11 protein-coding genes are annotated in these 12,928 nt (G+C 66.6%); 1 reads left to right on the top strand and 10 read right to left on the bottom strand.

Annotation, left to right across the window (positions count from 1 at the left end; translation table 11 throughout):
• Positions 1 to 116 precede the first annotated feature (116 nt).
• On the top strand, positions 117 to 488 hold the full coding sequence (locus tag AC3A6I_RS17965; RefSeq protein ID WP_487545234.1) for a VOC family protein: 372 nt from the start codon (positions 117 to 119) through the stop codon (positions 486 to 488).
• Positions 489 to 640: 152 nt separating this feature from the next.
• On the opposite strand, the gene AC3A6I_RS17960 is transcribed toward AC3A6I_RS17965, so the two are convergent.
• The 10 genes from AC3A6I_RS17960 to mutS form a co-directional block, all read right to left on the bottom strand.
• Entirely contained in the window at positions 641 to 1,441 is an 801-nt protein-coding gene (locus tag AC3A6I_RS17960) for a lysophospholipid acyltransferase family protein (RefSeq protein WP_487545233.1), read from the bottom strand.
• 7 nt (positions 1,442 to 1,448) lie between these two features.
• The gene (locus AC3A6I_RS17955; protein ID WP_487545679.1) at positions 1,449 to 1,832 is read right to left on the bottom strand and encodes a Fur family transcriptional regulator; all 384 of its coding nucleotides are present in this window, start codon (positions 1,830 to 1,832) and stop codon (positions 1,449 to 1,451) included.
• An 85-nt stretch (positions 1,833 to 1,917) separates the two neighbouring features.
• On the bottom strand, positions 1,918 to 2,394 hold the full coding sequence (rimI, locus tag AC3A6I_RS17950; protein ID WP_487545232.1) for a ribosomal protein S18-alanine N-acetyltransferase: 477 nt from the start codon (positions 2,392 to 2,394) through the stop codon (positions 1,918 to 1,920).
• Positions 2,391 to 2,996, bottom strand: coding sequence for a tRNA (adenosine(37)-N6)-threonylcarbamoyltransferase complex dimerization subunit type 1 TsaB (tsaB, locus tag AC3A6I_RS17945; RefSeq protein WP_487545231.1), 606 nt, complete (start codon positions 2,994 to 2,996; stop codon positions 2,391 to 2,393). Before tsaB ends, rimI begins: the two co-directional genes overlap by 4 nt.
• A 342-nt stretch (positions 2,997 to 3,338) precedes the next feature.
• A complete protein-coding gene (locus AC3A6I_RS17940; protein WP_487545230.1) occupies positions 3,339 to 3,896 on the bottom strand; it encodes a NifU family protein in 558 nt (185 codons plus the stop codon).
• 73 nt (positions 3,897 to 3,969) lie between these two features.
• The gene (locus tag AC3A6I_RS17935; protein ID WP_487545229.1) at positions 3,970 to 4,458 is read right to left on the bottom strand and encodes a universal stress protein; all 489 of its coding nucleotides are present in this window, start codon (positions 4,456 to 4,458) and stop codon (positions 3,970 to 3,972) included.
• Between the two features lie 56 nt (positions 4,459 to 4,514).
• Complete coding sequence (gene trpS, locus AC3A6I_RS17930; RefSeq protein WP_487545228.1) at positions 4,515 to 5,558, bottom strand: tryptophan--tRNA ligase; 1,044 nt, start codon at positions 5,556 to 5,558, stop codon at positions 4,515 to 4,517.
• A gap of 223 nt (positions 5,559 to 5,781) precedes the next feature.
• Complete coding sequence (gene murJ, locus AC3A6I_RS17925) at positions 5,782 to 7,344, bottom strand: murein biosynthesis integral membrane protein MurJ (RefSeq protein ID WP_487545227.1); 1,563 nt, start codon at positions 7,342 to 7,344, stop codon at positions 5,782 to 5,784.
• Positions 7,345 to 7,359: 15 nt separating this feature from the next.
• Entirely contained in the window at positions 7,360 to 10,164 is a 2,805-nt protein-coding gene (locus AC3A6I_RS17920; protein ID WP_487545226.1) for a [protein-PII] uridylyltransferase, read from the bottom strand.
• A complete protein-coding gene (mutS, locus tag AC3A6I_RS17915; protein WP_487545225.1) occupies positions 10,145 to 12,820 on the bottom strand; it encodes a DNA mismatch repair protein MutS in 2,676 nt (891 codons plus the stop codon). Before mutS ends, AC3A6I_RS17920 begins: the two co-directional genes overlap by 20 nt.
• Between the last annotated feature and the right edge of the window lie 108 nt (positions 12,821 to 12,928).

Genomic DNA, 12,928 nt, shown 5'->3' with positions numbered 1-12,928 from the left:
CGAAAGCAGGGATCCATGGGCCAGCCCGCGCTGGTGGAGAGGTGGATCCCTGCTTTCGCAGGGATGACATCCTGTGGTTGGTTGGCGTCGTCGTTACCACAGGGACGTGAGAGAAAATGGCCGGGAGGCTCAAGGAAATCGTGTTCGACTGCCGGCATGCCGCGCCGCTGGCGCGCTTCTGGGCGGCGGTGCTCGAAGGCTATGCGGTGCGGGCCTATGATGACGAGGAGATCGCCCGGCTGGCAGCGCTGGGGCTGACGCCGGAGACCGATCCGGTGGTGATGGTGGATGGGCCAGGGCCGACGCTGTGCTTCCACGAGATCGAGCGCGGGCGGGTACAGGGGCGGATGCACCTCGATGTCGAGGTGGTGGATCGTGCGGGCGAGCGGGCGCGGGTGCTTGGGCTCGGCGCGTCAGTGGTGCGGGAGGCCGAGGGGTATACGGTGATGGCGGACCCGGAGGGGAATTACTTTTGTTTGGTGGGGTGAACCCCTCATCCGGCGCTACGCGCCACCTTCTCCCCGACGGGGAGAAGAATCCGGAGGCATCGGTGATCATCTCTGTTCCTCTCCCCGTCGGGGAGAGGGTGGATCGGCCGAAGGCCGAGACGGGTGAGGGGATCGGCCCCGATGCTCCCGAACTACTCCGCCGCCACCGGCAGCTGCGTGCCGCGGTTGAGTGCCACCAGCATGCGGCGGACTTCGGTTTCCGTCTGCTTGGCCAGCGCCTTGCGGTCGGCGCCCGCAGTCAGCGGACGCGGGGTGCCGAAGGCGAGGGTGACTTCGCGGGTGCCGCCGGTGAGGATTTCCTTGAGGTTCTGCTTCACCGACTTGGACTTGATCCAGGCGATGAACGACCTGTCCGTGCGACCAACGGGAAGGCCCTGCAGCTTGGTATAGGCGATGGTCAGCGGCTGGATCATCACCTCGGTGGCGCCGGCTTCCTCCATGGCATGCTGGGCCGCCCCGATCAGCGCCGAGCGGAACGGCAGCACGTGGGTGCCAAGGTCGGACTGGCCCTCGGCGAACAGCAGCACCGCGCCGCCCGAGGCCATGCGCTTGCCCATCTCCTGGCTGACGCGCTTCGCGTCCGAGCGCTTCTTGCGATCGACATAGAGTGTGCGCTGCAACGAGGCCATGAAGCCTACGAAGAACCAGTGCTGGATTTCGGACTTGGCGACGAAGGTGACGTCGGCCTTGCTCCCCACCGCGATGATGTCGGTCCACGAGACGTGGTTGGAGACGATCAGCGTCGGCCGGTCATGCGAGGGCTCGCCGATGACGGTGACCTTCATGCCGAGGAACTTCGCGCCCATGGCGTGGAACCAGCGCGGGATCGTGTTGGAAAACCACGGGCTGCGCGACACGAGGAACTGCACCGGCACGAACACGATCAGGAACGGCACATAGAGGAAGATGAAGAACAGGCTGCGCAAAATCATCTGACGCTCATTTCTTGTCTTCCGGCTTGATCGGCACGGCATAGAGCTCGAGTCGGTGGTCGACGAGGCGATAGCCGAGGCGCTTGGCGATCACTTCCTGGATGGCCTCGATCTCCTCGTTGCGGAACTCGATGACCTTGCCCGAGCGGATATCGATCAGGTGGTCATGGTGCTCGTCGGGGATCAGCTCGAAGCGGGCCCGGCCGTCCTTGAAATCGTGCTTGGTGACGAGCCCGGCTTCCTCGAACAGGTTCAGCGTACGGTAGACCGTCGACAGCGAAATGCGCGGATCGATGGCGCTGGCACGGCGGTACAGCTCTTCGACGTCCGGATGGTCGACGGCCTGCTCGATGACCTGCGCGATGACGCGGCGCTGGTCGGTCATGCGCATGCCTTTTTCGGCACACTGCTCTTCGAGGGTGAGGACCACGGGCTTGCTCAACGGCGGCCCCCCGCTTGTTTGGCTCAGGCTTGGGTTAGCCAAGATCGCGCGCCATGACAATAGCGGTGGCGGGCGTGCCGTCCGGCCGCGGGTAATAGCCCTTGCGCTCGCCGACCGCGGCAAAGCCGAGCTTGCCGTAGAGTTTCAACGCCGCCGGATTGTCGGCGGCGACCTCGAGCAGCATGCGCTTGGCCGGGCTGCGCAGCAGCGCCTGGAACAGCGCGCGCATCAGCATCAGCCCGACGCCCTTGCGCCGCCACTTGCGATCGACCGCGATGGTGATGAGCTCGACCTCCTCGCCCAGGTGCCGCAGCATGGCAAAACCGGCAATGCGCCGCTTGCTGTCGCAGGCGACATAGACCGGGGTGCCTTCACCAGCGATGTAGGCGGCGAACTCCTCGCGCGTCCAGCCGCGATAAAACCCCTCGGCGTGGAGCCGAGCCACCGTTTCGGCATCGCTGGGGCGGGCCGGCTCGACATGGAGCGTGGCGGAGGAGAGCCAGAAGTTCACGGGCTGACCCTCGCAACGCGGAATTTCTCCTGCGGCTTGGCGTCGGCGCCGCGAATATAAGCGGCTTCCGGCGGGTAGGCGGCGGGATCGAGGTTGGCCGCGAGATTGGCCAGCGCGGCGATATCGACGAAGGGCGAGCTGAGGATCTCGGCGCCGGCGGGAACGCGGCGGCGGGCTTCCTGCATCGGCAGGATGGCCGGCTCGCCGACCGGGATGGCGGGGCCGGAGAAGAGCTGGAAATAAGCCTCGTCGCGGCGGGCGTCGAGCAGCACGGCGGTCGCGTCGCAGCGCGTGCTGAGCGACAGCGCGAGCAGGCTTGGCACGCCGATGACCGGGATGTTCAGCGCCAGCCCGAGACCGCGGGCGGCGCTGAGGCCGATGCGGAGGCCGGTGAACGAGCCGGGGCCGGTGGTGACGGCGATGCGGGTGAGATCCGCATAGGTGACGCCGTTGCGGGCCAGCAGCTCGTCGATGGCGGGAAAGATGCGCTCGGCCTGGCCCTGCGGCATGTCCTCGACGAGCGTGTCGACGCGCGTGGGCGTCAGCAGCGCGAGCTGCAGGCGCGGAGCGGCGGTATCGATGGCGAGAAGCGCGGGAGTCATGGCGGAGAGATAGGCGTTCGGGTTGGGGTTGTCACGGGCATCTGTGCGTGGGGTTCCACCCCACCCACCGGCTTCGCCGGTCCCCCCTCCCCATCAAGGGGAGGGAAATCGCGGGCAGCCTCACGCGCCGGGTTTGCAGTCAGGTCTCCCTCCCCCTTGTGGGGAGGGGGGACCCGCGGAGCGGGTGGGTGGGGGCGGGTTGGATTCGGTGCCTGTGGCCGCCCCCTCCACCGCCTTCGGCGGTCCCCCTCCCCCGTAAACGGGGGAGGATCACGGAGAGGCCAGTGCCCAAAACAAAACGCCCGACCAACGGCCGGGCGTTTGAAACTCAATCCAGTCCGATCAGACCTGCTGCACGGCCTCGACGCCGGGGACGAAGTGGCGGAGCAGGTTCTCGATGCCGGACTTCAGCGTCGCGGTCGAGGAGGGGCAGCCGGAGCAGGCGCCCTGCATGTGCAGGTAAACCGTGCCTTCCTTGAAGCCCTTGAAGGTGATGTCGCCGCCATCCATCGCAACCGCCGGGCGGACGCGGGTGGCGAGCAGTTCCTTGATCACTTCGACAGTCTCGGTGTCTTCGGTCTCGAAGAACTCGTCGCCGGTCGATACCGCGGCGGTGCCGTCATCGAGCGTCGGGCGGCCGGAGAGGAAGTGCTCCATGATCACGCCGAGAATGGCCGGCTTGATGTGGCTCCACTCGGCGCTGTCCTTGGTCACCGAGATGAAATCGGAACCGAGGAACACGCCTTCGACGCCGGGGACGTCGAACAAGGCGGTCGCCAGCGGCGAGATGGTCGCCGATTCGATGGTGCGGAAATCGCGCGGTTCACCCACCAGCACATCGCGGCCGGGGAGGAATTTCAGGGTCGCCGGGTTCGGCGTCGCTTCGGTCTGGATGAACATGGCCGCGAAAATCTCGTGTTAGAACGGTTCTAAAATAGAGTTTTGCGCTCAGCAATGCAAGGCCGCGCGCCTCTCACGTCACCGCGACGATCTGCTCGTCGGTCATGGCGCCGGGGATGATGGTGACGATGACCGGCAGCGCCGCCTGGCCGGCGCGGCTGGCAAAGGCGGCGACCAGGGGGCCGGGGCCTTCCTTGCCGCTCAGAGCGGCCAGCACGAGGATGGCGATGCTGGGGTCGCGCTGCACCAGCCCCTCGATTTCGGTGACGAGATCGCCCTCGCGGATCACCGTTTCGGTGCGGATGCCCTCGCCGATGGCGGCGATGCGGGCGCGCTTCGATTCGAGCAGCCGGTCGGCTTCCTCGCGGGCCTCGGCGCGCATCACCTCTTCGACGCCGAGGAACTGGGTGAAGTCCTGGCTGTCGATGACCGAGAGCAGCACCACGGTGCCGCCGGTGCGCTTGACGCGGTGGGCGGCAAAGGTGATGGCGCGATCGGCTTCCTTGCTCTCGTCGATGACGACAAGGAACTTGCGTTTGTATTCGTTCACAGTGTCAGCCAAGGCGCCGCCCTCTTGGAGGATGCTCTATTGTCCCAAACCGAAAGGGCGGCGTCCAGTCAGCGTACGAAGCCGACGATCTTGCGCACGTCGTCCATGATCGGCACCGCGATGGCGCGGGCGCGGTCGGCGTTCTTGCGCAGGATATTGTCCATCTCGCCCTTGTCGCCGACGAGCCGCTTCATCTCCGTTGCAATCGGCGACAGCACGGCGACGGCGAGATCGGCCAGCGCCGGCTTGAACTTGCCCCAACCATTATTGCCGTACTCGCGCAGCACGTCGTCGACCGAACGGTCCGACAGCGAAGCATAGATGGCGACGAGGTTCTCCGCTTCCGGACGGCCGGCGAGACCGGCCGCCTCGGTGGGCAGCATGTCGGCGTCGGTGGTGGCACGCTTGATCTTCTTACTGATCGTTTCGGCATCGTCCATCATGTAGATGGTCGACATGTCGGAGGCGTCCGACTTCGACATCTTCTTCTTGCCGTCCTTGAGCGACATGACGCGCATGGCCGGGCCGGTCGAGAGCGTCTCGGTCAACGGGAAGAATTCTTCGTCCGAGCCGATGGCTTTGATCTGCTTACGGAAATCGTGGTTGAACTTCTTGGCGATGTCGCGCGTCAGCTCGAGATGCTGGCGCTGGTCGTCGCCCACCGGCACGGCGGTGGCCTTGTAGAGCAGGATGTCTGCCGCCATCAGCGAGGGATAGGCGAACAGCCCGAGCGACACCGCCTCGGAGTTCTCGCCGCCTTCGGCACCCGCCTTGTCCTTGAACTGGGTCATGCGCGTCATCCAGCCGACGCGCGCCACGCAGTTGAAGATCCAGGCGAGCTCGGCGTGCTCCACCACCTGGGATTGGTTGAAGATGATGGATTTGTCCGGATCGAGCCCGGCCGCGATATAGGCGGCGGCGATCTCGTAGGTCCAGCGGCGCAGGTCCTCGGGCTCCTGCCACACCGTGATCGCGTGCATGTCGACGACGCAATAGAGCGTTTCGTGCGAATCCTGCAGCGGCACGAAGCGCCGGATGGCGCCGAGATAATTGCCCAGATGCAGGTCGCCGGACGGCTTGATGCCGGAAAAGACGCGCGGGGTGAAGGACATGGGACTACCGAGGATTGGTATGCAGGGTGTGCATTGATGCACTGAGGTGTCTGCCTCTACCCCCCTCGCCGCCCCCACTGCAAGTGGGGAGTGCAGCCGGTGCATTTGGTACGATCGGCTCCCCTCCCCCTTGCGGGGAGGGGCTGGGGGTGGGGGTCTATCGGTGATCACCGAACCACCCCCTCCCTCGATCCCTCCCCGCAAGGGGGAGGGAGGCGAAGCCTCAGCGCTTTTGGCGTCGCAAACGCCGCAGCCGCCCGCCGAGCGGCTGCAAGCGGGTGAGGTGGGCCAGCGCGAAGTAGAGCCCGGCGCCGAACACGCAGAGCGCCAGCAGCGCCAGCGCCTGCGCGGGGAAGAAATAGCCGGGATCGAAGACCGGGCCGAGGGCGACAACAAAACCCCAGAGCGCCCCGGACATCACCAGCGTCAGTGCGAGGATCAGTCCCTGCTGACGCCACTCGGCCGCGGTGATGGCGAAGTGGCCGCGGCGCGCGAGGAAGAACGCCAGCAGCGCGACATTGATCCAGGCCGAGATCGAGGTGGCGAGCGCGATGCCGACATGCTTCAGCGGCCCGAACAGGGCGAGCGACAAGACGATATTGACGACGAGCGAGATGGCGGCGAACCAGGTCGGGGTCTTGGTGTCCTTGCGCGAGAAGAACCCCGGCTGCAGCACGCGGATGAGCACGAAGGCCGGCAGGCCGACCGCGAACGCGATGAGCGCGTGCGAGACGTTGACGCTGTCACCGGCTCCGAATGCTCCGCGCTCGAACAGCGTGCGCACCACGGGCAGCGCCAGTGCGATCAGCGCCCCGGCGGCCGGCATCGAGAGAAACATCGAGAGGAACAGGCCATAACTCTGGCTGGCTCGGGCTTCGGCATCGCGGCCGGCGCTGAGGTGGCGCGAAAGCTCGGGCAGCAGCACCGTGCCGATGGCGATGCCGATAATGCCGAGCGGCAGCTGGTACAGCCGGTCGGCATTGTAGATGATCGACATCACCTCGCTGGCGCCCGAGGCGATCACCGTGCCGACGAAGATGTTGATCTGGGTGATACCGCCCGCGATGATCGCCGGTACCGCCAGCACCCAGAACCGCCGCACCTCGGCGTCGAAGCGGGGTAGGCGGATACGCGGGGTCATGCCGGTGCGGCGGATGGCCCACCAGACCAGCGCCAGCTGCGCGATGCCGCCCAGCATGGTGGCGACCGCCACCCAGAAGGCGGTGTCGGGCGCTTCGAGCGTCAGGATCGCCAGCGGGATCAGCGCCCCGATATTGACGATGTTGAGCACGATCGGCGCGAAGGCGGCAGCGAAGAACCGGCCCATCGAATTAAGGATGGCCGCGTAGGCGGCCATCAGCGACATGCACGCGAGATAGGGGAACATGATCCGTGTGAGGAACACGGTCAGCTCGAACTTTTCGGGGTCGCCGACAAAGCCGGGAACGAACACCACCATGATCTGCGGCGCAAAGATCTCGACGAGGATGGTTACGACGAGAATGGCTGCGACGAGCCAGCTCATGATCCGGCTCGCCAGTTCCTTCGCCCCATCCGCGCCCTGCGTCTCGAGCGCGCCCGAGAACATCGGTACGAACGCGGTGTTGAACGCCCCCTCGGCAAACAGCCGGCGGAACAGGTTGGGGAAGCGGAACGCGGCGTTGAACGCGTCGGACACGGGCGAAATGCCGAGCACGGCGGCCATCAGCGCATCGCGGAAAAAGCCGAAAATACGCGAGACGAGGGTGAGGCCGCCGACGGAGAGGAAGTTGCGGGTGAGGCTCATGGGGCCGGCCGCATCCTACCCATTCATCACCTGCTTCTCCTCCTCCTCCGGCAGCGGTTGGAAGATGGCGAGGAGTTCGTCGTGGATCTTCCGTTGGCGGGCTTTGGACTCGATTTTGTGACCCGTGAGATCGGTGACGTAGAAGACGTCGACGGCCTTTTCGCCATAGGTGCCGATATGGGCGGATCCGATGGTGAGGTTGAGGTCGGAAATGGCGCGGGTGAGCTGGTGCAGCAGGCCGACACGGTCGAGACCCATCACCTCGATGACGGTGAACTTGCTCGAGATGCCGTTTGACACCGACACCTGCGCCGGCAGGCTGAATGGCTTGAGGCGCTTGTTGTGGCGACTTTCCTTGCCCAGGTCGATGAGGATCTGCCGCTTGCCCTGCAGCAGCTGCTTCACCGTGTCGATGATGCGGGTGGCGCGCACCTTCTCGTCCTCGTCGGAGGTGAAAGAGCGGCGCAGGCGGAACGTGTCGATGGCGCGGCCGTCGCGGGTACCGAAGATCTGCGCGCCGATGATCGAGGCATCGGCCATGGTGCAGGCGCCGGCGATAAGCGAGAGCAGCCGCGGGTGGTCGGGGGTGTAGAACGAGACCTCGGTGATGCCCTCGAACGATTTCACCCGGATCGAGCCCGAGAACATCTGGTCGGCCTGGTCGGCGGCCCGGATCATCTTGGCGTGCTCGATCTGCAGCTCGGGCTCGGCGCGCAGCCAGTAATGGTCGTAGTGGCGGCCGACATAGGCCTCGACTTCGTTGGCCGGCCAGGCGGAGAGCGCGCCGCGCAGGACGGTTTTGGCCGCCTCGATGCGGTCGCGCTGAGTGACCTGGCTGTGCCCGCCGGAGAGCAGCGGCTCGGTGGCGTAGTAGAGCGAGCGCAGCAGCGAGCCCTTCCAGCCGGTCCACACGCCCGGGCCGACGGCGCGGATATCGCAGGCGGTGAGGATCATCAGCAGCGCCAGCCGCTGCGGCGACTGTACCGCGTCGGCGAAGGACCGTGCCGTTTCCGGGTCCTGGATGTCGCGCGACTGGGCGATCTCGCTCATCAAGAGGTGATGTTCGACCAGCCAGGCGACGGTGTCGGTCTCGGCCGGATCGAGCCCCAGCCGCGGGCAGAATTTGCGCGCGATGCGGGCACCGGCGATCGAGTGATCCTCCGGGCGGCCCTTGGCGATGTCGTGCAGGAACAGCGCCACATAGAGCAGGCGCGTATCGTTGAGGTGCGGCAGCAGCTCGTGCGTCAGCGGCAGCTGGTCGCGCATGCCGCCATTGGCGATCTCGGCCATGACGCCGACGGCGCGGATCAGGTGCTCGTCCACCGTGTAGTGGTGGTACATGTTGAACTGCATCAGCGCGACGATCTTACCGAAATCGGGCACGAAGCGGCCGAGCACGCCGGCCTCGTTCATCTGGCGCAGGATGCGCTCGACATAGGTCGGCGCGGTCAGGATCTCGAGGAACCAGGCATTGGCCTGCCGGTCGGCGCGCAGTTCGGGGCCGATCAGCTTGAACGAACGGCGGATCGCCTTGATGGCGTCGGGGTGGAGATGCACGTCGTGCCGCCCGGCCAGCATGAACCCCTTGATGAGGTTACGTGGGTCCTTCTGGAACACGTCGGGGCCGGCAATGTTGAGCCGGCCGCCCTCGATGACGAAATCGGTCTCGCCCTTGATCGCCACCTTGCCGCGCTTGAACGGGGCGAGGACGCGGCCGACCACGTCGAGCGGCTTGGCGTGGTCGAACTCGAGCGAGGTGCAGAAGATGCGGGTCAGGTCGCCGACATCCTTGGCGACGAGGAAATAGCGCTTCATGAAGCGCTCGACCGCCAGCATGCCGGCGCGTTCGGTAAAGCCCAGCCGGTCGGCGAGGTCGGGCTGCACGTCGAAGGTCAGCTTCTCGTCGGGCCGGCCGGTGAGGAAATGCAGGTGACAACGGATGGCCCAGAGGAAATCCTCGGCCCGCGTGAACAGGCGGTATTCCTCGGCGCTGAGCACGCCCTTGCCGACCAGCTCGGCGCTGGTCTTCACCCGGTAAAAATACTTGCCGATCCAGAAGAGCGTGTGGAGGTCTCTGAGGCCTCCCTTGCCGTCCTTGATGTTGGGCTCGACCACGTATCGGGTATTGCCCATCTGCCGGTGCCGCTCATCGCGCTCGGCCATCTTGGCGGCGATGAACTCCGGGCCGGTCTTGGGCATGATCTCGGTTTCGAACCGATGCACCAGCTGGTCGAACAGGCCACGGTCGCCGATCAGGTAGCGCGCCTCGAGCGTCGCGGTGCGCACCGTCATGTCGGAGCGCGCCATGCGGATGCAATCGTCCACCGAGCGGACGGCGTGGCCGACCTTCTGGCCGAGATCCCACAGCATGTAGAGGATGTATTCGGTGATCTGCTCGCCCCAGGGCGTCTGCTTGTAGGGCAGGATGAACAGCAGGTCGATGTCGGAGCCGGGCGCCAGCGTGCCGCGGCCGTAACCGCCGACGGCTGCGATCGATATCATTTCGGCGCCGGACGGATTGTCGACCGGGTAGACATCGCGCACGGCGAAATGGTGGATGGCGCGGATGATCTCGTCTTCGGCGGCGCTGAGGTTCATGGCGCAGCGCGTGCCCTTGCCGGTGGCGCGCAGCTCTGCTTCGGCGCTCTTGCGCGCATCGGCGAGGACCGAGCGGAGGTGGTTCAGTACGGCGCTGCGCGCGGTGGCGCTCTTGGGATCGTGGCCGGCGACAAGGCCGCGCAGCTGGGCGAGGATCGTGTCGGACTGTGTGAGCTGGAAGCTCGGTTTTCGTGGCCGGGCGTCAAGTTCGGCGAGTTGCATCGCGGGTTTTCTTCAGCTCGTAGATCAGGTCGATCGCCTGTCGCGGTGTGAGGTCGTCGGGGCGGACCTGGTCGAGCATGTCATGAATGGGATTAACGGCCGGCTTCGGCGGCGGCGGTTGGTGCGCAAAAAGCGGAAGATCGTCTAGCACGGCGCCTTTTCCACCGGAAGAGCGCTGTTCGAGCACGCCGAGCACTTGTCGCGCCCGGGCGAGCACATTCTCGGGAAGGCCGGCGAGCCGGGCGACCTGGATGCCATAGCTGCGATCGGCGGCGCCATCGGCCACCTCGTGCAGGAACACGACCTCACCTTCCCACTCGCGCACCTTCATGGTGTGGTTGGAGACGCGCTTCAGCGTCTTGGAAAGCGCGGTCATCTCGTGGAAATGCGTCGCGAACAGGGCGCGGCAGCCGGTGTCGTCGTGCAGCGCCTCGACCGCCGCCCAGGCGATGGAGAGGCCATCGAATGTAGCGGTGCCGCGCCCGATCTCGTCGAGGATGACGAGCGAGCGGGCAGTGGCGCGGTTGAGGATGGCGGCGGTCTCGACCATCTCGACCATGAAGGTCGAGCGCCCGCCGCCGATATCGTCCGAGGCGCCGACCCGTGAGAATACCCGGTCGACGACGCCGATATGAGCGGCGGAGGCGGGCACGAGGCTGCCCATCTGCGCGAGGATGGCGATCAGCGCGTTCTGGCGCAGGAAGGTGGATTTACCACCCATGTTGGGGCCGGTGATCAGCCACAGCGCCCCGCCGGTGAGGTCGCAGCCATTCTCGACGAACACCTCGCCGCCCCGCCGTACGTTGGTCTCGACCACGGGGTGGCGGCCGCCCTCGATATAGAAGGCGAGGCTGTCATCGACCGTTGGCCGGCAGAAATTGCGCGTGGCAGCCAGATGGCCGAGCGACGTGGCGACATCGAGCTCGGCCAGGGCATCGGCAATGGCGCGGAGGCGCGTCGACTCGACGACCACTGCGTCGCTGAGGCGCGTGAAGATCGCGCCCTCGATGGCGAGCGCGGCGCCATGCGCCTTGGCGATGCGGCCTTCGAGGTCGGCCAGCTCCGCCGTGGTGAAGCGCATGGCATTGGCCAGCGTCTGGCGGTGGATGAAGGTATCGCGATGCGGCGGCTCGAGCAGTTTTGTGCCGTGCCCGGCCGGCACTTCGACGAAATAGCCGAGCACGCCATTGTGCCGGATCTTCAGCGAGCGGACGTCGGTTTCCTCGATCAGCCGAGCTTGCAGCGCCGCGACCACGGCGCGGGTTTCCGAGGCCAGCGCGCGCTCGTTGTCGAGCGTTGTGTCATAGCCGCGGCGAATGAAGCCGCCATCGCGCGCCACCAGCGGCGGCTCATCATCGATGGCATCGGCCAGTTCGGCGGCCAGGGCCGCGGGGGCGTCGGCGAGGCGGGCGATGATGGCGTCGATCTCGCGCGGTGCATCGGCAATGGTGATCAGCCGCTCCGATAGCGCGATGGCGGCAGCGATGGCCGCGCCCACGGCGTTGAGGTCGCGCGGGCCGCCACGGCCGAGGGCCAGGCGGGTGACGGCGCGGGTAAGATCGGGCACGGCCTTGAGCTCGCCACGCAGCCGCTGGGTCAGGAGGCCATCGGCGCGGAAGCATTCGACCGCATCGAGCCGGGCGTTGATTTCGGCCGCGACGCACAGCGGGGCGGCAAGCCGGCGGGCGAGGAGGCGCGAGCCGGGCGGGGTGACCGTCAGGTCGATCTCGTGGCGCAGCGAGCCCTTTTCCTCGCCGCGCTGGGTTTCGAGCAGCTCGAGCGAAGTGCGCGTCGCAGCATCGATCGCCATGTGCGAGGCGAGCCGCTCGGCGGTGGGCGGACGCAGCGCCACCGGCACGCCCTTCTGGCTCTCGCGCACATAATCGAGCAGGGCGCCGAGCGCGGCGCGGCCAGCGCGCGAATAGGCGGTCGGGTCGACCTCGCCGGCGGCGAAGGCGGCCGCGATGCGCTTGCCGGCCAGCTCGCTGTCGAACTGCGCGATATCGAGATCGACCAGCGCCGTCTCGGGCAGCGGGATGTGCGCGTCCTTGAGCGCGGTGCGCGTCGCCTCGGTGAGCAGCAGTTCGGCCGGGCCGATACGGGCGAGTTCGTCGCCGAGCGCGGTGGCTGGGATGTCGAGCACCGCGGTTTCGCCGGTCGACACATCCGCCCAGGCGAGCGCGAAATCGGTCTCACCGTGACGCACCATCGAGAGGGCGGCGAGATAGGCCGAACCGCGCGTGGGCAGCAGGTCGTCTTCGGTGATGGTGCCGCGCGTCACGAGGCGGACAACGTCGCGCTTCACCGGCGACTTCGAACCGCGTTTCTTCGCCTCGGCGGGATCCTCGACCTGCTCGCAGATGGCGACGCGGTGGCCCTGGCCGATCAGCTTCTTGAGGTAATCCTGCGCGGCGTGGATGGGCACGCCGCACATCGGGATATCGAGGCCCTGGTGCTTGCCGCGCTTGGTGAGGACGATGCCGAGCGCCTGCGACGCGATCTCGGCGTCCTCGAAGAACATCTCGTAGAAATCGCCCATCCGGTAGAACAGCAGATAGCCCGGATTGACCGCCTTGATCTCCAGGAACTGCGCCATCATCGGGGTGATGGGCGAGGCATCGGTGGCGCTCGGGGCGCTATAGGGCGCTTGGTCCATGGTCTCGCGGGAATGGCGGAAGGCCGCGAGGTTATGGGGTTTGGGGGTGGGGGGCAACAGGGGTGCGGCGGGTTTCCCCGGCGGCGGTGCCTTACACCCCTCACCCGT

Source organism: Devosia sp. Soil_C_22 (assembly GCF_057657195.1).
The sequence above is the reverse complement of the archived record's forward strand: the minus strand, read 5'-3'. Positions and strand labels throughout refer to the sequence as shown.